Below are 22,178 nucleotides of genomic sequence, written 5' to 3'. Positions count from 1 at the left end.
GGAAGAAACCTCGCGTTTCTTCTTACCCGCTTCTATCCTCTCCGGATCCGAAAAGAGATCCCGAAGGCAAACATTAAGAAAACGATCACAATTAGGTATGGGACTTGGTAGTTCATGTCTAAAGTGGCACCAGAAAGTAAGGGGCCGACGATGTTACCGATACTGGTTAAAGACATGTTGACCCCATTAATTAACCCTTGATCGTGATCACTGGCTTTCGTAAGTAAAGTCGTAATTGCCGGTCGTAAAAGATCAAACGCTTCAAAACTAACCAAGGTAGCCACGATAATTTGCCAGTGCGAATGGTCATAAATAACAACAAAGGTTGCTAAGGCACTTAAAAAGTAACTATACCGAATTAAGCGGACTTCACCCAACCACATGGTTAATTTCTCAAAGAAAAAGACCTGGAGAATTAAAGAAATAATCCCATTGAGCGTTAAAACCGTGGCAATAGCTCCCAAACTAAATTGGTGGACTTCGTTAACATACAGACTGTAGATACTTTCAAAGCCGGCAAGGCCAAAAGAAGCCACGAAGATCATCAGAAATAAGGCTACTAGCTCTGGTGTTAATAACTCCTTTAGCTTATGCCACATGCCTTTTTCCTCATGATGATTACTTTGATGGAGGACAATCCCGGCCTTCCGCTCATCTGGTAAACCAATTATCGCTACCACCACACTTAACGTTCCTAAAATTCCGGCAACCCAAAACGGAACCTTGTAACCATAAGTTGCCAGTAAGCCACCTAATCCTGGCCCTAAAATCAAGCCCCCGCTAAAGGCCGCTGATAGCCAGCCAATCACCTTAGCACGTTCCCGTTCGGTAGTAATATCTGCTGCTAATGCCATTGAGGTTGGGACAAACATAGCCGCTGATAAGCCATCAATTACCCGGGATAAATTAAATAACCATAAGTGGTTTGCGGCCGCAAAAATAAATTCACCGAGGGCAAAGATGATAATTCCCCAAACAAGCATTGGCTTCCGCCCCGTCTTATCTGAGATCCGACCAACTACTGGAGAAGCAATGAATTGGACTAACGCAAAGAGGGCTGACATCACCCCCATATCAAAAGCGGAAAAGTGGTACTCATTCTTAATAAAGGGCATTACTGGAAAGATCAAACTGATTCCCAAACAAATTAAAAATTCGCAGGCGAGAATGATCCAAATTGTGCGTTTTACCATTTTCGTCATGCTAAAGCATCTTCCTTTCTTAATTACTGTAAAGACAAACCGCCGTGGGGCTTCCCCTCATGGCGGTTATTTTTATTCACTTATTTAACTTGTAATTCGTTGAAAAATTCAACTGCATCTCCGGTTACCATCGAAAAGTCACCCGGTAATGACAATGGTTCTTGGTTAACGGCCAAAATTTTGGCGCCTGAATTAGCGTAGTTAAGTAATCCTGCAAACGGATAGACCTTCATCGAAGTACCAACAATTACTACTAGGTCTGCCGCTTGTAAGGCCGCTAACGATTGACTTAAAGCTACTTCGGGAATTGCTTCATCGTACAGGACAATATCTGGTCGCAAGCTTCCACCGTCAGCCTCATGAATTCGGCTCTTTAAGTAATCAGCTACCGGAACCGTTTGGTGGCACTTTTCGCAGTAAACCCGTTCCAGCGTCCCGTGAAAATTAATCAAGTGCTTAGTGTGGGCCTTTTCGTACAAGCCATCAATATTTTGGGTGATTACCGTTGCCCGATCCGCTTGGGTAAACGCCGCTTGTTTTTCATGAATGACATTGGGCTTAGCATCCGGGAAGTATAGATTATCCTTGCAGAACCGATAAAAGCCCTCTGGATCACTCATAAAGTAACGGTGGCTAAGGTAGTATTCAGCATTTTTATTTTTAGTATATAGCCCATTGGCCGACCGAAAATCCGGAATTCCGGACGCCGTTGAAACTCCCGCTCCCGTCATAAAAACAATGTGTTGCGCTTGATCAAATAAGGTTTGGATCGCTCCATCCATGTAATCACTTCCTTAAAATGTACGGAATACCATGATTTTCCAAAAACTCTTGCACTGGTTGGTCATAGAGTTTAACGAAAGTTTCTGGCTTATTAGGTTTGGGGGCATCAATTACAAATGAATTTTGCCCATCGTTGCGTCGTACCCCAACATAAACATCTTTTTCACCGTGTCGCCCAGTCATTTCAGAGTGAAAAATTTCAAAAACTTGCCGGACCTTTAATCGTAATTGTCGTTCACTCAGCGCGGGCGTTAACGTCGTAAATTCCCGATTCCGTAAAGCTGGTAACCCCCACTTCTGGAGTTGTTGATCAAACAGGCCAAACAACTTTACAATTTGGCGTCGCATTTCAAAAGGCGACGTAACTGGCTTAGTTGCCCACTCTTGGTACAACTTTTGGGCAGCCGCAAAGGCAAGCGGATAATCTCGTTTTAACTCCGTAGCAACTTGATCAAGGTGGTCACCATAAAAGACAATCGCATCAAGCAAGGTAAGTAAGCGGAGGGTCCGTTCATCATTATCCCCGGCCTTCTCCGGCTTTAAGGTTGCCTGAATTCCCTTTAAATATTGGGCTTCAATTTCAGTATCAATCAAGCCGTGTTGGCGTTGGACATCGACCACTACCCGGTGCATGGCTGTATCGTAAAGGTCGGTCGCCATAATCATCATCTGTTCATCGAGCTGACTGTTACCCAACGACAATTGGAAAAAGATCTGCGGGAAGCCTTTTAACAACATCAACAAGTGTAATAATTCATGACTCGCGGTGTAATCCGGGGCCGTAATATCATTAACGGTAATAAATAAACCGCCCGGCAAAACCTTTTGACTCGCTTGGTCATGGCGGACGTAACCAGTTTTTTGATCACCAAATTGAACGAAGACGCTTCCTTCTGGATAGTTTGCGTTAACCTCATCCAATAATTTTTTAACTTCTGTGTTTAATTCAATTTGTGCCATGTTGGCTTCTCATCTCCCTTAAAATCTCCCGGGCAAGCGTTGCGTCCACATGAGCATGTTGCTGTAGCTGATCCACTAAGATTTCGACTTCAGCAGTGGTTGCCCCCACGCTCATTGCTAAGGAACGGTATTGTAATCTCATATGACCAGCTTGAATCCCCGCGGTGGCTAGCGCCCGTAAAGCGGCTAAATTTTGGGCTAGCCCGAGACTCACGATCACCCGCGCGAGTTCTTGGGCTGTTTGAATTCCACTAATTTGATAATTAACCTTGGATTGAGGGGTTAACTTAATTGAACCCCCAACTACGCCCACTGGCATTGGCAAAGTTAGTTGCCCGACTAACTGCTCCCCATCCAAGTGCCAAGTAGCTAATCCTTTATAATGGCCATCCTTAGCGGCGTAAGCATGGGCCCCACTTTCGATCGCCCGCCAATCGTTACCGCTGGCTAGCACAGCCGCATCAATACCATTCATGATCCCCTTATTATGGGTTGCTGCCCGGTAAGGATCAACTTGAGCCAGTTCGCTTAATTTGGCAATCTTTTCTGCGACTGACGCCCCATCAAATTGCGGAGTTGCTAAGGCTGTAAAGTTGACCCGACAAGTTACCGCGACTAAGGATTGGTCAGCGAGGTTACTGAGAATGGCCGTTAAAACATGATAGCCACTTTGTCGTAAATTTTGCGCAACCGCTTCAGCCATTGTATTGACCGTATTAGCTCCCATCGCTTGTTGGACATCAATTAAGAGATCCACGCTGATAAAGTCACCAACTTGACGAATCCGTAAATGTTTAGCCCCACCACCACGCTTTTTCATCGATGGATGGGCACCATTGGCAACTTGGAGTAATTCATCCTGATGCATCAATAAATCAGTTGTTACCCGCTCAGGATTCTCAACATCAGTTAAAACGACTTGCCCCACTAAATAGCGTTCCTTCGCTTCAGCAAAAAAACCCCCACTTTGGGCGACTCGCTTAGCACCATTTGAAGCCGCCGCAATGACTGATGGTTCTTCGGTTGCCATTGGAACGGTGTAATTTTTCCCATTAACAACTAGTCCAAGGGCCACTCCTTCCGGCAAGCGATAATCAGTAATGTAATTTTCAATTACCAAATTGTGCTGCATCGTCATATTAGCCTGAAGTTGTTTAAGGGTCGCTGGATCCAGTTGCCGTCCTTGAACTAACCGTACTTGCCGATCAATTAGTGACCGCCGATAAAAACCGTGTTGCCAATCTTCAGCCATTTTCCTTCGGTCCTTTCTGCTGTTGGATGTATTCAGTGATTATTCCTTCACGCACACCGCTTTCGGAGAAAATCACCCGTCCATCGCTATTACGCTGCAATAAACAAATTAATGGTAGCATCCCCCCGATAATAATATCGGCACGATCAGGCTCTAATCCACTCATCTTTTTTCGCTGGGATAAATTTCGGTTTAACAGTTCCCGGAAGGTTGCATAGACCACGCGAGCTGACAGCCGATAGCCATGGATGCGGCCGGTTTGCTGATGGCGGTGTGACTTACTCATTCGCGCTAAAGTTCGGTTAGCTCCCCCCAAGAGGACAATTGGGACACGATTAGCATATCGTAACCACGGTACCTTATTAAAACGGTCCGTAACTAAAGTCTCCGCCCGGAAAAGATCACTTGCTTTGACATAACCACCCAAATGAAATTGTTCAGATAAGTTAACCGCTCCAAACGGCAGTGAAATCAAATCTCGAGCACGCTGGTTTTGAACAAGCACTAGCTCACAACTTGCACCCCCAACATCTAAAATCAAGCAGTGATCCATCTTTAATGTCCGAACGACCCCTAAATAATCATAATAGGCTTCTTGCCGGCCAGATAAAACCCGAAGTTCAATTCCCACTTCATTTTTAACCCGGTTTAAAAACTCACCTTGGTTTTTAGCTTGCCGAACTGCTGCCGTTGCAATTGCAACCACGGTTAAATTTGGAATTCCGGTATACAAACGTTTAAAACGTTTCAATGCCGCAATCGTACGATTTATTGCGGCTGGTTGGAGCATGCGCTCTGGTCCCATTCCCTCGGACAAACGACTATTTTCCTTTACGCGTTTAACTTCACGGTACTCACCATCACGTGAAATTCGAGTAATCGCTAGCCGAGCAGAATTGGAGCCCAGGTCAACGATTGCAAGGTTTTCCACGGCTCCTCACCTCTCTTCAATTTAAGATTAATTTCAGTAAAATATCACTTTTAATAATACCATTTTCTAAAGGTAGACAGAAGAAAAAAGAAAAGGGAATGTAAGCTTTTTAGCCGAATAATTGACACTATCCCACGAAACGATAAATCTTGCGTTCAATCAGCTTCCTCACTACAATAGAAACACTCAATCAACGGAAAAAGTAATCAAAGCATAAGGAGGTTCTATCTTGAACATCACTGATCAAGAACTTCAAACAGAACAAGCACGGGTCGATCTGGTCATTCAAGCAATTGATGAACAAATCATCCAAACAAAAGCAGCCGTTAAAAAGGCCCACGCTGAAACTCGGGCCGTGGAAAAAAACTACGGTGCCAATACTTCTATTAACCGCTACGAAATTGATGATATTGCCGAATCACGGGCTGAAATCGAACAGCAACGACGCCTCCTATTTCAAGCCAGCGAAAACGAAGATATCCTAAAACGCCAATTGGCAACTCTCCAAGAACTAAGACACAGCCCCTACTTTGGGCGGATTGATATTCTCGACCCTGGCGAAAAAGAGCCTGAATCACTCTATATTGGCATAGCTTCTTTAATGAATAATGATAAGAGTGACTTTTTGATCTACGACTGGCGAGCCCCAATTTCGGGAGTTTATTACAATGGTACCCTCGGAACTGTAACTTACCCAACCCCAAATGGTTCACAAACCACTAAACTGGTTAAAAAACGGCAATTTACAATTGTGAACGGTAAAATCACTAACATGTTTGATACCAACGAAACGGTAGGGGATGAGATGCTACAAGCAGCGTTAGGCCGGCAAAATGATCAATACATGCAATCCATCGTCGCTACGATTCAACAGGAACAAAACGACATTATCCGTAATACAACAAGTGACTTGTTAGTTGTCCAGGGGGTCGCCGGAAGCGGAAAAACCTCGGCCATTTTGCAACGAATCGCTTACCTACTCTTCCATTCGCGCGATTCCTTAAATGCGGATCAGATTGTCCTGTTCTCTCCAAACTTACTTTTCTCTCAGTATATTTCCCAAGTCCTCCCAAAGCTTGGCGAAAAAAACATGCGTCAAGTCACGCTAGCTGGCTTTTTACGCCGGCGGTTTGAAGGGCTAAAAGTCGAAACGCTCTTTGAACGGTATGAAAAAGATACCGCTTCGAACCCCACTCAAAAATATTTGGAATCCGCAGCGGTGATGAAAGCAGTCGAAGCTTACCTCGCGAATATGCAGGCAAAAACCGTTCAGCCAGCCTTTATCACTGTCACTTTTAACGAAACGCCATTCTTCACCGCCGATCATATTCAATCAATCTACGATGCTCAGCCAGCCTCAATGGCGGTTGCCGACCGGCTTTTAGCAACTAAAAATGCCTTAATTAAAGAACTTAAGGGCCGAATCCGCGAAGAAGCGAAAAAGGACTGGGTGGCCAAAGAACTGGATGAATTAACCACCCAGCAAATTACCAAGTTGATGGGTAAACATTCCGTGGATGATTTTAATAGTCCTGATCACCTAAATCACTATCTAGCACGCCGGTGGGCTCGCAAACGACTCCGAACTGTTTATGATGCCCTTTTCAATAATTACTTTATTGATTTTTACGCCCAATATCATCACTTCTTGCAAACTTTACCGCTTGAACATGCCAACCAAATTGCTAAAGCCTTCTATAATCAATTAGAATGGCATCAAATCAGCTTAGTTCATACCGCTCCTTTAATGTACTTACGGGACCTAATGAGCGCAAGTGGTATCAACCGGGCCTTTCAATATGTCTTTATTGATGAAATGCAAGACTATTCTCCCGCGATGTTGATCTACTTACACCACGCTTTTCCACTCGCCAAATTCACTATTCTCGGTGATAGTGAACAAGCGCTTTTCTATCCACTCAAACTTCCAGCAGACCTCCTCAAACAGACCCAAACAATCTTAGCTGCCAAGCATCCCCGGTTAGTGACATTACGGAGGGCTTACCGATCAACTAAAGAAATCACCGACTTTGCCAAGGCCCTCCTTCCAGACGGTGATCAAATTGTTTCTTTTACCCGCCACGGAGAAGTTCCTGAACTAATCATGACCAACGAGGGGGATGACTGGCAAGCAAACCTAATTGAAACTGTGAAAAAAGCGCGTTCTAAATATGCGACCGTTGCTTTATTAACTAAGAATCAAGGAGTCGCTCAAAAAATTTACCAACTTCTCTATGGCAAGATAGCAAAATTAACGGTGCTTTCCGATCAAGACAGTTCTCTTCCAACCGGGGTGATCATTCTCCCAACTTATCTTGCCAAAGGACTCGAATTTGACGCCGTCATTATTCCTGATGTAAGTCAACAAGCAATGTCATTGGATGACACCGGATTATTATACACAATGGCTTCCCGGGCAATGCATCAGTTAACCCTTCTTAGCCAAGGGCCATTGAGTCCGGTCATTACTCCGGCTGCTCGAAAGTTAATTCAAATAAAAATGACCAATTTGCAATAAAATTGATTTAAATCAATTACAATCCTTCCGTTATATGCTAGGTTAAGGAAAATTCAAGGAAGTTAGGTGGAAAAATGACCCAAACATTAGCTGAAATTATTAACGCAATTAAGGCTGATCCCGAAAATGCTAAATATACCGCCCAAGGGATTGACCCGCTCTTCAATTGTGATCCAGAAGCAACGATTTTAATTATTGGCCAAGCTCCTGGAAGAATTGCGCAAGAAAAGCGGATCTTTTGGGATGACCCTTCCGGTGATCGGCTCCGGGATTGGATGGGAATCGACCGCGATCAATTTTATCACTCTGGCAAAATCGCCGTGGTCCCAATGGACTTTTACTTTCCTGGAAAAGGAAAATCTGGGGACCTACCACCCCGTAAAGATTTTGCAGCTAAATGGCACCAACCAATTCTTAAGCTAATGCCTAAAATTCAGTTAACGCTCCTAGTGGGCTCATACGCAACCAAGCGATATTTACACTTAAAGTCATCTGCCAAGTTGACGGATATTGTTAAAAATTACCAAGCATACCAGCCGGAAATTTTTCCACTGGTGCATCCTTCACCCCGAAACCAAATTTGGATGAAGAAGAATCCCTGGTTTGTTGAACAGGTCCTGCCAGATTTAAAGGTTGCTGTTCAAAAGGCGATGCTAGCTTAACTAGGCAACGATCAAAACCAACCTCAGTCGCTAACCAAATTAGTCACTCCAACAACATGTTTGTGGATTAACCTTCCTACTCTTCTCCCTTCCAAGCCGTTGTGAACTTTTTTCCGACCTCATTTTCAGCTGGCCACTTAATTCATTTACGTTTAGTGCATAATTAATCATTTAGCTATGATATACTGATTAGACTGCATCAATTTGTAAAACTAAATTAAAGGGAAAACATTATGCAAAACTATCACAACGTCTCTAAGGGGATCTTCTGGGCCGGGATCGGGGCTGCTAGCTGGGGAGTATCCGATACTGTCCTCCAGACTCTTAGTCAAAACATCAATATTCCAGCCTTGTGGATGCTTGCTACCCGGACCTTTTTTTCGGGGCTAATACTCTTAATTTACAATCTCATTGTTTATCGAAAAACCACCTTTACTATTTTCAAATCACCAGCGGTACTCCTATCAATTATTAGTTATGGGGTCTTCGGGTTAGGTTTTAACCTTTACACCTTCTATATTTCAACCCAAGAAGGCAATGCTTCAATGGCCACAATCTTACAATACCTTTCACCATTGTTTATTGTCATTGGAGCCGTGGCCTTTCAGCATGTCCGGCCAAAAGGAACTGATTTAATCTCGTTCTTCTTGGCCCTCCTGGGAGTCTTCTTTTGTATTACGGCCGGTGATTTTACCCACCTGTCAATTTCCTTTTCCGCTTTTATATGGGGATTAGCTTCGGGAATTGCGGCGGCCCTTTGTATTGTCTTACCAAAGAAAGCAAACGAAACCACCCCACCACCGGTTGTTCTCGGTTGGGGAACCCTTATTGCCGCTTTGATGTTTAACTTGATTCATCCGATCTGGACTAATCCACCGCATGTTACGACTTCGTTAGTGGCTTCAATCGCCTGTGTTGTGCTACTCGGAACAATTATTCCGTTTGGCCTATTACTCCATGCTAGTAATTTTGCGCCATCGGATGTGGTTTCGATCATGGACGCTCTCGAACCAATCGTTACCATCATTTTAAGTGTAATTTTTCTGCGCTTCCACGTTAACTTAATTGAAGCTATTGGTGTAATTATCGTCTTAGTGGCTATTTTTATCCTGCAACAGGGCCGGAAAGTAAATGGCTAACAACTAAAGAAAGACCGGGGAGAAACAAACGTTTCTTCCCGGTCTCTTTGTCATCTCCGAATGTTACTCAGTAACTAAGGTCAAAGCAATTGCTTCCCTAACACTCAGCTATTCTGTTGCCCCTAAATGATGGGTTGCCTTTAGCGAATGTTTCAAAATAAATGGTGCTAGCAAGGTTGCTAAAACGATAACCGTGATCACATCGGAATAATACTCAGACGATAGTAAATGCGCTTCGTAACCAATTTGGGCAGTAATGAGTGACATTTCCCCCCGGGCGATCATCCCACTCCCGATAATGTAAGAGCTAGGGACTGAGAAGCCCATCAACTTTGCGCCACCACCGGCCCCAAAAAGCTTCGTCAAACAAGCTAAGATTGTCATAATAATGATAAAAATCCAGGATTCCAGCGAAGTTGTTAATTTCACTGAAAGGCCAACGTTAACAAAGAACACCGGAATAAAGATGGAATAGCCAATCGGCACAAAACTTCGATTAATCGTTTCTTTCTTTTTGGTATTAGCAACCGCAATTCCAGCAAAGAAAGAACCAACCGCCCCACTAAGGCCAACGAAGTCTGCTAAAGCCGCCATACCAAGGCAGATAACCATCGCCATCACTGAAGTTGAAGCAATTGTCAATAGTTGGCCAGACAGGTGAATCAAATACGGTGCCAACCACCGAATTAAGAGATACGTACCGCCAAAAAATAGAATTTGTTTAACTAAGGTAAATAGAAGACTACTGTGACCAACTTCACTACCACCTGCGGTACCACTCATACTAATTAAGATACTTAAGACCATTACGGCCCCAATATCATCAGCAACCGCTGCGCCAAGAATTGTGGCCCCTTCTTTCGAGTTTAATTGCCGATATTCTCTCAAAACTGCCACAGAAATACTAACCGAAGTCGCCGCAAAAATCACCCCGATAAAGAGTGATTCAAACCATTGGAGGCCAAAGAGATCTGCCGCAATTCCCATTACGACAATTGGTAACAAAATCCCTGCTAAGGCAACTACGACTGCTGGTTTCAGATATTTTTTCAAAAGGGAAAGATCACTTTCCATACCAGCGATAAACATTAAAATGATGACTCCAATTTCTTGGAACTCAAAAATCATCCCACCTGGATGAATCCAATTTAAAATTGCTGGGCCTGCCACAACCCCGACTAAAATCTGCCCAATCACATCCGGGATGCCAACCCGATTACACGCATGTGAGACAATCTGGGTTACAAGTAAAATTCCAGCTAAGGTGGCAATAAAAGCCATCAAAATCCTCCCTTTCTATAATTTTTCAGGTTAAGCTTTCTCATTTAAGGAAACCTTAGACCAATTTACGACAATTTAAAGAGCTAGTTTTAATTATACCAATAAAAAAGGCTTCCTGTGAACTCTTTGGAATCACTGGAAGCGAAGTTTTCAGAAAAGTTAATTATCCTCAATTATCTGATGCCAGAGAATTTGGAAAAAATTTGCTTGGCGCACTGGGATACTGGTTTCGATTGGCGCCTTTAATCCCTTAGTATCAAGCGTTGCAATCCCATTTTCTTGGGCATAGACGGTCCCAATAACTTGGTTAGCACCAACCGGCGCACGAAGTAATTCCCCCCGTGCTAATGACTTTATTAGTTTGATTGTCATCCGAGGTGCGGCGTTACTAGTCGTTTGCTTTCCCCAAACTACTAATTTTGGTGCTGTAACGTTAACTTCTGTTGGCAAGCCACCCGTAACTTTGACATTTTGAACATCTTCGGTTAAGGCTAGTTTTTGGGGTTGAAGATTTTGTCTAACTAGCCAACGGTACATGGCTTGAGTCACCGTAAATCGATCATCAGATTGGCCATTAGCGTGCAAGACGATAGTAATAATTTTGCGTCCCTGATAAGTTGCCGCCGTAGCTAAACAATATCCAGCCGCATTTGAAGTACCTGTCTTTAGACCAGTGTATTTAACTTTTGCAACTTGATAAGCCGCATCCGTCAGTAATTTATTGGTTGTTGCCAAGGTCCCCGCTTTCCCAGTTAAGGTAAAAGTAGGTTGGCTAGCAATTTGAGCAAGCTGAGGTTCATTGTTAACTAATACTGAGGCAATTTTAGCCACATCAGATGCAGTCATCATGTTTTCCGCACTAGATTTAACCCCTTTAACTTGTAATGATTTTGGCAGATCACCATTTTGCAATCCAACCGCATTTACAATCGTGGCATTGCTTACGCCCAATTGTTTTGCCTTCTTTTGTAGTTTCTGATTGAAAGTTGCCGTGCTGTCCCCCTTTGCCCCAGCTAAAGCTAAAGTTGCCCCATCAGCCGATTTGATCAGCGCGGCCGTTACTAATTCCTTGACTGAATATGCTTTACCAACCGTCAGGCCAGCATTCGAATACTCAGGATTATTGGCCACTTCACCAACCGCTGGTGTAATCTTAATCTTAGTTTGCCAACTCAATTGATGGTGGTTAATCTCATCTTGAATCACTAATACCGTCAATAATTTACTTAACGAAGCAATTGGTAATTTTTGATCCGCATTTTGTTCCTGTAAAATTTGACCAGTTTGGGCATCAACCATTAAAGTTGCCCGCGCATTAAACTTTGGGGTCTGCGTCGTTGCCAGTGCTGGTACAAGCCCAGCCATCAAAACCATCCAGAATGTCAAAATGATTGTCAGCGTCTGTTTTATTATTTTCATGTTACGCTCCTTAAATTTGCTTCGTAATAATTTTACACTGAGCGTTTGATTAATTCAGTTATTCAACAAATATTAAAGGAGTTTTAATAAGCCGTTACCTAACAAAGCGGCCGGGTCGCTTTTTTCTCCATTCGTGCTTGTCGATTACTCTCAAAGAAACACTAAGCCGTATCGTATCACTGCTTACGGACGCAAAACCTACCGTCAACGGCTTTTGCTAACGATCTTTAAGCCATCTAGCGGACTTGAACCGCCGACCTCATCCTTACCATGGATGTGCTCTACCTAGCTGAGCTAAGATGGCATTTCTAGTATACCAGAATTTAATGTTTTCTTCGTAAGCAAACAAAAAAAGAGCCTAAGGAAAACTTAGCCTCTCTAATTTGATTCTCATCCAATCCATGAATTTTCGCAATCGTTTTTGTGAAGCAATTAAAAACGACTGCGTTAATTCACGTTACTAGGATACACTTCTTGGTTTTCTTTAACAAGCCGTTTGGATAATCTGTTTCACGTGGAACAACTTTATCTTAAAATCTCATTTAAGGCGTCAAAAGTTGCCGTCATTAATTTGGTTCCCATTTGGGGAATCATTGTTAAATGCCCTTCTAACAAGCGGTGATACAAGTCCTCCGCTTGTTGTTTGTGGCGTCGATCTTGTTCCCCGCAAAAAATATCTGTCCGGCATTGAATGTGCATCAATTGGTTAGTTAAATCTCGTGCGATGGTTGACTTAACGAGTTGTCCAGTTGCCACTTTATCTAAGGCCGTTGCTTTAAAACTCCCCTTGCTCTTAAAGTGAATTCCCGATGATAATACCAAATGTTTTTCCGTCTGATACATTGGGGTAATTAACATTAAGCGGTCGATCCGGCCAAACTGAGTGGTTGCAACATTTAAGGCTAAAAAGGCCCCAAAACCGTGGCCAACCAGAATTACCGGTTGCGGTAATTTTCGAACTAAATGAACCGTCGCTGCTGTCACTTGGTCGAAATCACCACTCTCACCATTTAATTCGCGATAGTCAGCAATCTGCAACTCGCGGTGACCGACATTGAGCTGCTGCCACTCTTCAAGGGGACTTACTAAATCTGGTAATACTAATACCGTTCCCATTTACTCACCTACAAATCAATATCCAACAAAATCGGGGCGTGATCACGCCGTTCACCAGTATCGACCATTGTCGAAGCTTTAAGCTGATCCTTAAGTCGATCACTAACTAGCCAATAGTCAATCCGCCACCCCGAGTTATTTTGCTTAGAAGTAACCGCTCGTTGGGCCCACCACGAATAAACCCCCGTCACTTTGGGATTTAAGTAGCGAAAAGTATCCACAAAGCCGGCATCCAAAAGCTTCGTAAAGTGTTCCCGCTCTTCATCAGTGAAACCAGCAGAATGATGATTATTACCCGGATGAGCTAGATCGATTTCTTCATGGGCAACATTAAAGTCTCCACTAGCAATTACTGGCTTGGCTTGATCTAATTGATGTAAGTATTTTCGGTAACAGTCATCCCAAATCTGTCGTTCGGCTAACCGCTTTAAGCCATTCCCAGAGTTAGGCGTGTAAACTTCGGTCAAATAGAAAGTTGGAAATTCCAAAGTAATAATCCGTCCCTCTTGATCCATCGGCGCAGGGGCCCCGATTTCAGGATACGTAACCTTCGGGTCATAAGTCTGCTTAACTAAGTACATCGTCCCCGCATATCCCTTTCGGGCTGGCTCAACCGAAGAACGCCAGAAGACCTGGTATTCAGGGAAGAAGTTTTTCAACGCCGCTACATGCTTTTTGGTTGGACCATCCTTGGAAAGCTTTGTTTCTTGAATGGCAATTACGTCGGGCTGTTTTTCCGCTATTTTCTTTAAAACTGCCCGGGTTTCTTCGGCCCGGGCCGAGGTTCCCGTTAAGGCAGCATTGATTGAATCAATATTCCAAGAAATAAATTTCATTTTTTGAACCCCTTTTTGATTTACTATTACCTAGTATACAAGAAAAGCACGTTAAGACGTCAAATAATCACTAACAAAATTAAAATTGGCGACCTAACGTTAGTAAAACATTAAGTTGCCAATTGCTGGTAAATTTACTTATAACCTTTATGGTAAATCATTTCCTGCCGCAAAATAGAGATCGTACCATTCCTGCTTGGTTAATTCAACGTCGCTTCCCTTGGCGCTATCAAGAATATGTTGTGGATTAACCGTTCCCAGTAATACTTGCATGTGTGCGGGGTGCCGCAGGATCCACGCAACCGCAATGGCATTCTTGGAAACCTCATACTTATCCGCTAACTTAGCTAACAGCTGATTTAACTTGGCGTAATGTTCATCATCATTGATAAAAGTCCCATTAAACATCCCCCATTGGAATGGTGACCAAGTTTGGATTGTCATCTTGTGCAACCGGGTATATTCAATAATTCCACCATCGTGATTAACCGAACGCTCATCCGCCATATTCGTATGGATTCCAAAGTCAATCATCCCAGTGTGCGCCAAGCTAAATTGAACTTGGTCAATCAGCAATGGTTGCCGAACCCCACTTTGTAAGAACTCAATTTGTCGGGGGTTAAAGTTTGAAACCCCAAAATGACGGACCTTTCCGCTGGTTTCCAATTCATCAAAGGCAGCCGCTACCTCATCAAGCTCCATTAATGGGTCTGGCCGATGAAGTAAGAAAGCATCCAAGTAATCAATATCCATCCGCTTTAAGATCCCATCAACAGCTTGAATAATGTGATCCTTTGAGAAATCATAACGTTGACCAAAGGCGAAGTCCCCGTGTGAACGTGCTGGGTCCAGGACAATGCCGCCCTTAGATTGAATAAAGAATTGATCCCGGCTAATCCCCGCTTCTTTCATTGCGGCTCCAAAGTGTTCTTCCGAGCGACCATTGCCGTAAATATCAGCAGAATCAATGTAGTTGATTCCCGCTTCTAAAGCAGCATTTAACGCGGCCGCCGTTTGCTTGGTATCCAGAGTTGCCATCCGCATCGTTCCCAATGCAACATTTGAAGTAGTCCAATTTGTTCCACCAATTGCAACTTGTTTCATAATGCGCCTTCCTTTCTTTGTAACCACATTTCTTACTATAAGTACATAACAAATAAAAAGCAACCGTTTTCGGGTTGCTTTAACTTAATCGCATTTACATAATATGTTGTCGCGCATAGGCAAAATAGAAGACGATCCCAAAGGCAAGCCAAGCTAGGTAAGTCAGCCAAGCATCTAAACTAATGTTAAATAACAGCGCGATACAAATAATTACCGAAAGGATCGGAATAATATTTCCCAATGGGACCTTAAATGGATGCTCTAAGTTTGGATGTTGTTTTCTCAATAAAATAACAACTAATGAAATTAAGGCAAAGACCGTCAACGAACCAACGTTAGCGATCAGGGCCAACTTCCGTAAGTTGACAAAGCCAGCTAAAATTGCGGCCATGATTCCATTAATCCAAAGTGCCCGATTGGGGCTTTGGTACTTATCACTAACCTTAGCCCATGCTGATGGCAAAAAATTACTCCGACTCATCGCCATCGTGACGTTTGCTCCGGCATAGACAAAGGCATAAACCACGGCCATAATTCCCAGGATCGCTCCAGCAGAAATAATTTCTGCCGTTACCGTGTGACCTTTAATCAAAAGGACGGTTGCCATCGCTTCGGAAACATTCAAGTCTTTGTAAGTAACTACCCCCGTCATCACCAGACTGACAATGATATAAAGCGTGGTGGATACAATTAAGGAAATGATGATTGCCCGGGGAAGGTTTTTTTGTACGTGTCGAGCATCCTCAGCTGAAGTAGCCAAAGCATCAAAGCCAAGGAACGTAAAGAAGACCGCCGAAGCTCCTGACATCACCCCACTAGTGCCATATGGTAAGAAGGGGTGCCAATGAGCTGGATTAACATCCCTTACACTGACGACAATGAAAAGCAGAATAATCGCTATCTTCACTACGACCAAAGCATTATTTAAGAACTTACTCTCACTGGTTCCCCGTGTCAAAATAAACGTAATCAGTAAGGTCATCAATAAGGCTGGTAAATTAACCATCCCCCCACTTGCCGGATTAGTTAAGAGGGCTTGGGGCAGGTGAACGCCAATTTCTTCCAAAAACGATTGGAAATAGCCGGTCCACCCGTTGGCAACCGTGGCCGTCGTGGTAATATAAACGCCAATCAACGTCCAACCAGCGAGAAAGCCCATAAATTGCCCCATGGTAACCCAAGCATAAATATAAGCACTCCCCGAATTGGGAATGGTTGTCGATAATTCAGCGTAGCACATTCCGATTAGACCACTTGCTAAGGCCGCAATTAAAAAGGAAAAAACCACCCCAGGTCCAGCATCGGTCGCCGCAACCACCCCCGTTAAAACTAAAATCCCGGTCCCAATCATCGCCCCGATTCCTAAAATCGATAAATCAAAAAGGCCAAGGGTCCGTTCTTCCTCCGGTTTAGCACTAATGCTTCGTAGGAGATGATTAATATCAACTTTATTATTCATAAATTTCTCTCTTCCTAGCTTTTTCCCAATATTTGAGATTTTGGTTTTCCCATCAATCTCATCGGGTTATCAATAACTAAATGATAATTTTTAACTCGAGTAGTGATGAGTTTTAACATTTTTAGTGTAATTAAGGGTAGCATGTGAAAAATTAAAGCGCAAACTTGCGAACTCAGCTATAAAAAGAGAACGAAGTAATAAAAATAAAGCAAAACGGCGGATTATCTTTATAAAAGTCGCCATTTCGCTTTATCAAAGCCAAGTAAATCCGTTTTTAACTTATTTTTATTAAGTAGGTCGTTTCACATGAAACTTCCTCTTGCCATCATGAATATTACTCTTGCCGGAGTAGCAAATCGATGACTGCTTGCCGAGGAATCTTACCAAAGTAAGCACTGAGATCCAAAGTTGCTAAGGCCTTTTCAACACTTTGACGGTCATAACGAATTCCAAGTAAACGCTTCTCAAATTCTTGCACGTTGGCTTGACCAAAGAAATCACCGAATGTCTTTAAGTAGGTAATTTTCCCGCCTTCAATCTGAAGCCGAAAATCAATTGTCCCCTGAGTAAAATGTTGCCGGTGTTGGATGGCCGCCGCTGGTGATTGGCCATAAATCCAATCCCAGTTTGAGAATAAACGTTGATTCAAGTCACTAACCGCCTGCTTCGTAGCAGCATCAAGTTCATATGCCTTGGCTTGGGATAAATCAGCTACCCCTAAAATCTTCTTTGCTAAGGTATCCCGAAATTGTTCAATCGTTAAATCCTGATACTCCGGGGAAAAGTATGGCTTTAAATTAGTAACCCGGGAGTGGACGGACTTAATCCCCTTTGCTGCAATTTTATCCTTTGGAACCGTCAAAGCATCGCTAATCACATCCAAATCAACATCATACATTAACGTTCCGTGAGAGAACATCCGCCCGTGTTCTAAGCGCATCGCATTTCCGGAGAACTTCCGGCCTTCAATTTGAAGATCATTGCGGCCAACTAATTCAGCCTTGGTAGCCCCCATTTCATGTAAGGCATCTAAGACCGGGGTGGTAAACTTAGCAAAATTACCGTTAGAATTACCATCATCCTTTGTGATAAAGGAAAAACTTACATTCCCCAGATCGTCAAAGACTGCACCTCCCCCAGAAGTCCGCCGCGTCACAATGATATTATGTTGTTTTACGTAATCAAGGTTAACTTCATCGTAGACATTTTGGTTGCGGCCCAAGATAATACATGGCGAATTAATGTAAAAATACAGAATCGGTTCGCTTAGGTCAGCATGTTCCATCAGAATTGTTTCTAGGGCTAAGTTATAGCGAATATCGCGACTATCGGTTACTAAATATTTCACTGCTAGACCTCCTCAAATTCATCTACTAGTTTGATTGTTACATTGGGATTAGCGCCTAATAATTTCGCCATTGGGCAACGTTGCTCCGCCTTTTTCAGGATTGCTTGCGCGGTTTGACGATTAACTTGGGGGATCTTAACGTACGCCGTTACCCAAAATTGATATCCCGGCGTATCGGGTCCCATCTCACTTTTTACTCGAACCACGCTTTGATGATCGTAGCCCCGTCGCTTTTCTTCAGCTTCAATTGTTGCATTAAGGCAAGTTGCAAGGGCTAAGCCGACTAATTGTTCCGGATTAGTCCCGGCAACTGGTTTTAATGGACTACTAACTTGGACTTGTAATTCACCATCTAAACTCCCCGCTGGCCCCTGAATTCCGGTTGCATTTTCAACCCAAGTGGTGTACTTGACTTCCTTTTCCATCTCTACGACCTCTCTTTCTAACTTTTTGTTAGCGTTATCATCATTATAAACTTCCTAATTAATCCGTACAGCTTTTTTGCAACATTTTTCCAGTTTTTGTTCAACAAAGCGGTTCGATAGTGACTAATCTAGTCTTCACACTCCAAAGGCGCTTTTCTGAGCGGCCACTTTAAAATTCAAATGATAATCAATTAGAACTTTTTTGCACAATTTTTTTTAGCAATGGTCTAGGAATTAAAACGCCTTCAAAACCGTCACAAACTATCTTTTATCTTGCGAAAGATTCTTTAATAACAATATTTATTCATTCACAAATTGCTTGCTTAGTTTGTGAAAATATGTATAATAATAACCGTTAGCAAATGTTAAATGTTTCACATTAAAGGAGGAACCTAGTTATGTCTGAAGAAAAACGCGTTGCTGTTGTTACCGGTGGTGAACGGGGAATCGGTCGGGGGATTACCAACCGCTTACTCAAGGATGGTTACTATGTCGTAATTGCCAACCGGAACGAAGCCACCGGGAAGCAAGCTGTTGCTGAATTAGAAGCAGCTGGTTACCAAGGAAAAGTCGTTTCCGTTGCCGGTGATGTCAGTGAAAAGGCTAGCCACGAAAAGTTTGTTCAAGCTGCCGTTGATAACTTCGGTCGGTTAGACACTTACATTAACAACGCCGGGATCGCCCAAATCAAGCTCCTCCAGGACGAAACGAAGGAAGACATGGACGAAATCTTCCAAACCAATGTTTACTCAATTCTTTTCGGGATCCAAGCCGCTACGGCCCAATTCCGGAAGCAAGCAGATGGCGACAAGATCCGGAAGATCATTAACGCTTCATCCATTGCTGGTCACGTGGCCTTCGACATGCTTGGGGCTTACTCTGCTACTAAGTTTGCCATCCGGGGCTTAACCCAAGCAGCGGCTAAGGAACTTGGCCGGGATAAGATCACAGTTAACGCCTACTGCCCAGGGATCGTAGGTACTGACATGTGGGACTACATTGACGAAAAGATGGTTGACGCTTGGGGTGGCGAAAAAGGACAATACCTTAAGAAGTACTCCGGCTTAATCACGATGGGCAGAGTCGAAACGGCCGATGACGTTGCCGGTTACGTTTCCTACTTAGCTTCTAAGGATTCTGACTACATGACTGGTCAAGCGGTTCAAATCGACGGTGGAATCCAATTTATTTAAAATATCGATGCTTTTTTATTTGGTCACTAAAGGCCAAGCTTATTTTTCGTCAATCTTAATCGAATGACTTACTGGCCGCCCCTTCAATTGCGTAGCGACAATGAAGGCAACAATAATCAAGGCAATTGTAAAGTAGAAACCAACGTGGGCCCCAGCGGTAAAACGAGCCGCTTCGGCACCAGTTGCGGCATGGCGACCAAATTCTAAGCAAGAAGTTGCCAAAGCCGTTGATAAGGCCCCGGTAACTTGTTGAATCGTATTTAAGATGGTCGAGCCATCCCCCGCTTCCCGACCACTCAATGCATTCAAAGCTGAGGTTTGGGAAGGGGACATCGCTAATGGCGCCCCAATCATTAACACGATGTGGGCGGTAATGATGTAAGCTACCGTTGCGTGATCAGAAGCCATCGCTAACATCAAAGCCCCGATCAAGGCAATTACTAATCCAATCATGGCTGGCTTCTTGGCCCCAATATTATCGTACATCCGACCAGCGACGGCCGAAGTAATGGCGTTAACAACTCCCCCAGGCAACATAATGATCCCGGTTAAGGCCACCGCGATCCCAACCCCATTTTGGATGTATTGGGGCATCAAGTACATGGCCGAAAGAATAATCCCAAAGTCTAACATGACCACCAAGGTCCCGACCGTAAAGTCCTTGTTCTTCAGAACCCGTAAATTCAGAATTGGATTTTCGAGTTTTAATTGCCGGTGGACGTACAAACCAAGAACAACAATCCCAACTAATAGACTAACAATTACTTGCCAGCTGCCCCAACCGTAGCGACTAGCTAGACTGGCACCAGCAACAACTCCGGAAAAACCGATAATTGACGCCAAAATTGAAAGTAAATCAATCTTCGGCCGCGTTAAACGACCAACATTTTCCAGTTCAAAAATAGCGAATAACAACGCCAATATTAAAAAGGGGATAAAAAGCCAAAAAATCCAGCGCCAAGAAGCCATCCCCAAAATCATCCCAGTTAAGGTTGGCCCAATAGCGGGAGCAAACATGATAACTAAGGCCATCACCCCGTTAACGGCGCCTAACTTTTCTGGGGGAAAAATTTGCATTGCCACCGCAAACATCAAGGGCAAGATTAATCCGGTACCGATTCCTTGAATCATCCGCCCGGTTAATAGGATTCCAAAACTTGGGGCTGAAGCAGAAATGGCACTCCCCAAAATAAAAATCAATAGGGCAAAAATAACAATCTTTCGAGTTGAGAACCATTTGGTAATAATTGATGATAAGGGCATAATAATCCCAATCACGAGCATGTATCCTGTAACTAACCATTGTAGGGTAGCGGGGGAAAGTCCAAAGGCCAAGCTTAATTTTGGTAAAGCAATATTAAGTGACGTTTCTGAAAACATCCCAACAAAAGCTCCCAGTAACATCGAAACCATCGCCAATTTCGGGTGGTTAACTCGTTGAATACGATGGCTTACTGGTTGAGTTTGTGTATTATCCATATATATTTTTCACTCCTTCTCTCAGTTCACAATTGATTACCTTACCAGAAAATTTTTGTTGACGTAAGTAAAAATTTAATTATATTTGCTATAACCGTGAATGAAAGCGGAATCAAAAAGAAGGAACCCGGAAATGTCCATACCGCGAAAATTTAGGGAAATAAAAAAGCTAGCCCGCCGGACCATCCCCGCTTGCTAGCTAATTATGTTTTGCATCAATAAATACTTATTTCACCCAACTCAACACCTTGGCCATTAGCTTTTGCCACTTGTCTTGGTGATGATTATTGTCACTTTCCCAGCCATTCTTGGTCGTTGGTTTATCGGCACTCACTGAATGCAACTTGACTTTTTGGGTATTAACAACTGGAGTTTTGGCCACCGTCATCTTAATGGCATTCCCGTTGCTATCGTAAGCAACATTATTTTTAACTTTCCAGCCATTCACGATTTTCCCAGTATTATCGACCACCCGGTTATCAACAATCCGGTAACCATTCGCAATGGCTTCCGCTTGCGATTGCTCAACTTGAACGGTTGCTGGGTGAGTAATGATTGTCTTTGGTGGCGTCGAAGTTGTTGTCGTTGATTTTGCCGTTGAATTGGTAGTCGCTTGATTAGTAGTTGCCGCCGTCTGACTGTTTTCAAGCGTTGCTAATTCTGACTCTAATTGATTTAACGTTGCTTGATCAGCCGCTAAGGTCTCCTTGGCCGTTGCTAAGGTCACTTGAAGCGTCTTCGCTGTATCTGAACTAGCATCTAAATTAGCCAATTGAGTCTTGATTTGGTTGACTTGATCATTATCTGATTGAACCTTCAACGCCGCTGCCCGGACCGCTGCTTGCTTCGTTGCTAATTGACTTGTTAAAGCTGAACTGGTTGTTGTGTTCTTGACTGGTGTCGCATTAGTTACCACCGCCGCTTCCGTATCGGCATGAACTCCACTATTAGTGGAAATCATCCCCGTCACCGCAAAGGTACTTACCGCCACGGTAACGACAAAGCGTTTAATACTTCCCTTCATTTTTGTTCATCCCCACCAAATTTCGTACTATCCCTTTATCATCTCCA

General features: G+C 43.4%; 19 protein-coding genes and 1 tRNA gene. 4 read left to right on the top strand and 16 right to left on the bottom strand.

Annotated features, from left to right (window positions below):
* Window positions 1-32: 32 nt before the first annotated feature.
* The 5 genes from GTO83_RS01330 to GTO83_RS01310 all read right to left on the bottom strand — a co-directional run bounded on the left by GTO83_RS01330 (window position 33) and on the right by GTO83_RS01310 (window position 5,128).
* The gene (locus GTO83_RS01330; protein WP_180871378.1) at window positions 33-1,202 is read right to left on the bottom strand and encodes an MFS transporter; all 1,170 of its coding nucleotides are present in this window, start codon (window positions 1,200-1,202) and stop codon (window positions 33-35) included.
* Between the two features lie 80 nt (window positions 1,203-1,282).
* A complete protein-coding gene (locus tag GTO83_RS01325; protein ID WP_180871377.1) occupies window positions 1,283-1,984 on the bottom strand; it encodes an NAD-dependent protein deacylase in 702 nt (233 codons plus the stop codon).
* Window positions 1,985-1,988: 4 nt separating this feature from the next.
* Window positions 1,989-2,945, bottom strand: coding sequence for an IpaB/EvcA family protein (locus tag GTO83_RS01320; RefSeq protein WP_180871376.1), 957 nt, complete (start codon window positions 2,943-2,945; stop codon window positions 1,989-1,991).
* On the bottom strand, window positions 2,932-4,197 hold the full coding sequence (locus GTO83_RS01315; RefSeq protein ID WP_180871375.1) for a hydroxymethylglutaryl-CoA reductase, degradative: 1,266 nt from the start codon (window positions 4,195-4,197) through the stop codon (window positions 2,932-2,934). The genes GTO83_RS01320 and GTO83_RS01315 overlap by 14 nt, the downstream gene beginning before the upstream one ends.
* Entirely contained in the window at window positions 4,190-5,128 is a 939-nt protein-coding gene (locus tag GTO83_RS01310) for a Ppx/GppA family phosphatase (RefSeq protein ID WP_180871374.1), read from the bottom strand. Before GTO83_RS01310 ends, GTO83_RS01315 begins: the two co-directional genes overlap by 8 nt.
* A 235-nt stretch (window positions 5,129-5,363) precedes the next feature.
* Here GTO83_RS01310 and helD point away from each other — a divergent pair, with 235 nt between their 5' ends.
* From helD to GTO83_RS01295, 3 genes are all read left to right on the top strand, one after another.
* The gene (gene helD, locus GTO83_RS01305) at window positions 5,364-7,646 is read left to right on the top strand and encodes an RNA polymerase recycling motor HelD (protein WP_180872085.1); all 2,283 of its coding nucleotides are present in this window, start codon (window positions 5,364-5,366) and stop codon (window positions 7,644-7,646) included.
* Window positions 7,647-7,720: 74 nt separating this feature from the next.
* Complete coding sequence (locus tag GTO83_RS01300) at window positions 7,721-8,308, top strand: uracil-DNA glycosylase family protein (RefSeq protein WP_180871373.1); 588 nt, start codon at window positions 7,721-7,723, stop codon at window positions 8,306-8,308.
* 233 nt (window positions 8,309-8,541) lie between these two features.
* Complete coding sequence (locus tag GTO83_RS01295) at window positions 8,542-9,447, top strand: DMT family transporter (RefSeq protein ID WP_180871372.1); 906 nt, start codon at window positions 8,542-8,544, stop codon at window positions 9,445-9,447.
* A 108-nt stretch (window positions 9,448-9,555) separates the two neighbouring features.
* On the opposite strand, the gene GTO83_RS01290 is transcribed toward GTO83_RS01295, so the two are convergent.
* The 9 genes from GTO83_RS01290 to GTO83_RS01250 form a co-directional block, all read right to left on the bottom strand.
* The gene (locus GTO83_RS01290) at window positions 9,556-10,728 is read right to left on the bottom strand and encodes a cation:proton antiporter (protein WP_180871371.1); all 1,173 of its coding nucleotides are present in this window, start codon (window positions 10,726-10,728) and stop codon (window positions 9,556-9,558) included.
* Between the two features lie 159 nt (window positions 10,729-10,887).
* Entirely contained in the window at window positions 10,888-12,147 is a 1,260-nt protein-coding gene (locus tag GTO83_RS01285) for a D-alanyl-D-alanine carboxypeptidase family protein (RefSeq protein WP_180871370.1), read from the bottom strand.
* A gap of 230 nt (window positions 12,148-12,377) precedes the next feature.
* Window positions 12,378-12,451 (bottom strand) — tRNA-Thr (locus GTO83_RS01280).
* A gap of 221 nt (window positions 12,452-12,672) precedes the next feature.
* Complete coding sequence (locus tag GTO83_RS01275; protein ID WP_180871369.1) at window positions 12,673-13,263, bottom strand: alpha/beta fold hydrolase; 591 nt, start codon at window positions 13,261-13,263, stop codon at window positions 12,673-12,675.
* A gap of 8 nt (window positions 13,264-13,271) precedes the next feature.
* The gene (locus tag GTO83_RS01270; protein ID WP_180871368.1) at window positions 13,272-14,099 is read right to left on the bottom strand and encodes an exodeoxyribonuclease III; all 828 of its coding nucleotides are present in this window, start codon (window positions 14,097-14,099) and stop codon (window positions 13,272-13,274) included.
* Between the two features lie 147 nt (window positions 14,100-14,246).
* A complete protein-coding gene (locus GTO83_RS01265; protein WP_180871367.1) occupies window positions 14,247-15,203 on the bottom strand; it encodes an aldo/keto reductase family oxidoreductase in 957 nt (318 codons plus the stop codon).
* 94 nt (window positions 15,204-15,297) lie between these two features.
* Window positions 15,298-16,662, bottom strand: a complete 1,365-nt coding sequence (locus tag GTO83_RS01260) for an APC family permease (RefSeq protein WP_180871366.1) — start codon at window positions 16,660-16,662, stop codon at window positions 15,298-15,300.
* Window positions 16,663-16,996: 334 nt separating this feature from the next.
* Window positions 16,997-18,010: a lipoate--protein ligase gene (locus GTO83_RS01255; RefSeq protein WP_180871365.1), complete on the bottom strand. Its 1,014-nt coding sequence runs from the start codon at window positions 18,008-18,010 to the stop codon at window positions 16,997-16,999.
* A gap of 2 nt (window positions 18,011-18,012) precedes the next feature.
* A complete protein-coding gene (locus tag GTO83_RS01250; protein WP_180871364.1) occupies window positions 18,013-18,435 on the bottom strand; it encodes an OsmC family protein in 423 nt (140 codons plus the stop codon).
* Between the two features lie 398 nt (window positions 18,436-18,833).
* Here GTO83_RS01250 and GTO83_RS01245 point away from each other — a divergent pair, with 398 nt between their 5' ends.
* On the top strand, window positions 18,834-19,628 hold the full coding sequence (locus tag GTO83_RS01245) for an SDR family NAD(P)-dependent oxidoreductase (protein WP_180871363.1): 795 nt from the start codon (window positions 18,834-18,836) through the stop codon (window positions 19,626-19,628).
* A 39-nt stretch (window positions 19,629-19,667) separates the two neighbouring features.
* Here GTO83_RS01245 and GTO83_RS01240 read toward each other — a convergent pair whose 3' ends face one another.
* Window positions 19,668-21,041 carry a DHA2 family efflux MFS transporter permease subunit gene (locus tag GTO83_RS01240; protein ID WP_370524345.1) on the bottom strand — a complete coding sequence of 458 codons (1,374 nt, stop codon included), beginning with the start codon at window positions 21,039-21,041 and terminating at the stop codon, window positions 19,668-19,670.
* Window positions 21,042-21,333: 292 nt separating this feature from the next.
* Window positions 21,334-22,131: a hypothetical protein gene (locus tag GTO83_RS01235; protein WP_180871361.1), complete on the bottom strand. Its 798-nt coding sequence runs from the start codon at window positions 22,129-22,131 to the stop codon at window positions 21,334-21,336.
* Window positions 22,132-22,178 lie beyond the last annotated feature (47 nt).

Source organism: Lactobacillus sp. 3B(2020), from assembly GCF_013487845.1.
GTDB lineage: Bacteria > Bacillota > Bacilli > Lactobacillales > Lactobacillaceae > Limosilactobacillus > Limosilactobacillus alvi.
This window is presented reverse-complemented; position numbering and strand designations above follow the sequence as displayed.

Excerpts from the sequence above, each read along its gene's own strand:
- GTO83_RS01330 (WP_180871378.1), bottom strand. The coding sequence starts at position 1,202 with ATGACGAAAATGGTAAAACGCACAATTTGGATCATTCTCGCCTGCGAA.
- GTO83_RS01325 (WP_180871377.1), bottom strand. The coding sequence starts at position 1,984 with ATGGATGGAGCGATCCAAACCTTATTTGATCAAGCGCAACACATTGTT.
- GTO83_RS01320 (WP_180871376.1), bottom strand. The coding sequence starts at position 2,945 with ATGGCACAAATTGAATTAAACACAGAAGTTAAAAAATTATTGGATGAG.
- GTO83_RS01315 (WP_180871375.1), bottom strand. The coding sequence starts at position 4,197 with ATGGCTGAAGATTGGCAACACGGTTTTTATCGGCGGTCACTAATTGAT.
- GTO83_RS01300 (WP_180871373.1), top strand. The coding sequence starts at position 7,721 with ATGACCCAAACATTAGCTGAAATTATTAACGCAATTAAGGCTGATCCC.
- GTO83_RS01295 (WP_180871372.1), top strand. The coding sequence starts at position 8,542 with ATGCAAAACTATCACAACGTCTCTAAGGGGATCTTCTGGGCCGGGATC.
- GTO83_RS01290 (WP_180871371.1), bottom strand. The coding sequence starts at position 10,728 with ATGGCTTTTATTGCCACCTTAGCTGGAATTTTACTTGTAACCCAGATT.
- GTO83_RS01285 (WP_180871370.1), bottom strand. The coding sequence starts at position 12,147 with ATGAAAATAATAAAACAGACGCTGACAATCATTTTGACATTCTGGATG.
- GTO83_RS01275 (WP_180871369.1), bottom strand. The coding sequence starts at position 13,263 with ATGGGAACGGTATTAGTATTACCAGATTTAGTAAGTCCCCTTGAAGAG.
- GTO83_RS01270 (WP_180871368.1), bottom strand. The coding sequence starts at position 14,099 with ATGAAATTTATTTCTTGGAATATTGATTCAATCAATGCTGCCTTAACG.
- GTO83_RS01265 (WP_180871367.1), bottom strand. The coding sequence starts at position 15,203 with ATGAAACAAGTTGCAATTGGTGGAACAAATTGGACTACTTCAAATGTT.
- GTO83_RS01260 (WP_180871366.1), bottom strand. The coding sequence starts at position 16,662 with ATGAATAATAAAGTTGATATTAATCATCTCCTACGAAGCATTAGTGCT.
- GTO83_RS01250 (WP_180871364.1), bottom strand. The coding sequence starts at position 18,435 with ATGGAAAAGGAAGTCAAGTACACCACTTGGGTTGAAAATGCAACCGGA.
- GTO83_RS01245 (WP_180871363.1), top strand. The coding sequence starts at position 18,834 with ATGTCTGAAGAAAAACGCGTTGCTGTTGTTACCGGTGGTGAACGGGGA.
- GTO83_RS01240 (WP_370524345.1), bottom strand. The coding sequence starts at position 21,041 with ATGGTTTCGATGTTACTGGGAGCTTTTGTTGGGATGTTTTCAGAAACG.
- GTO83_RS01235 (WP_180871361.1), bottom strand. The coding sequence starts at position 22,131 with ATGAAGGGAAGTATTAAACGCTTTGTCGTTACCGTGGCGGTAAGTACC.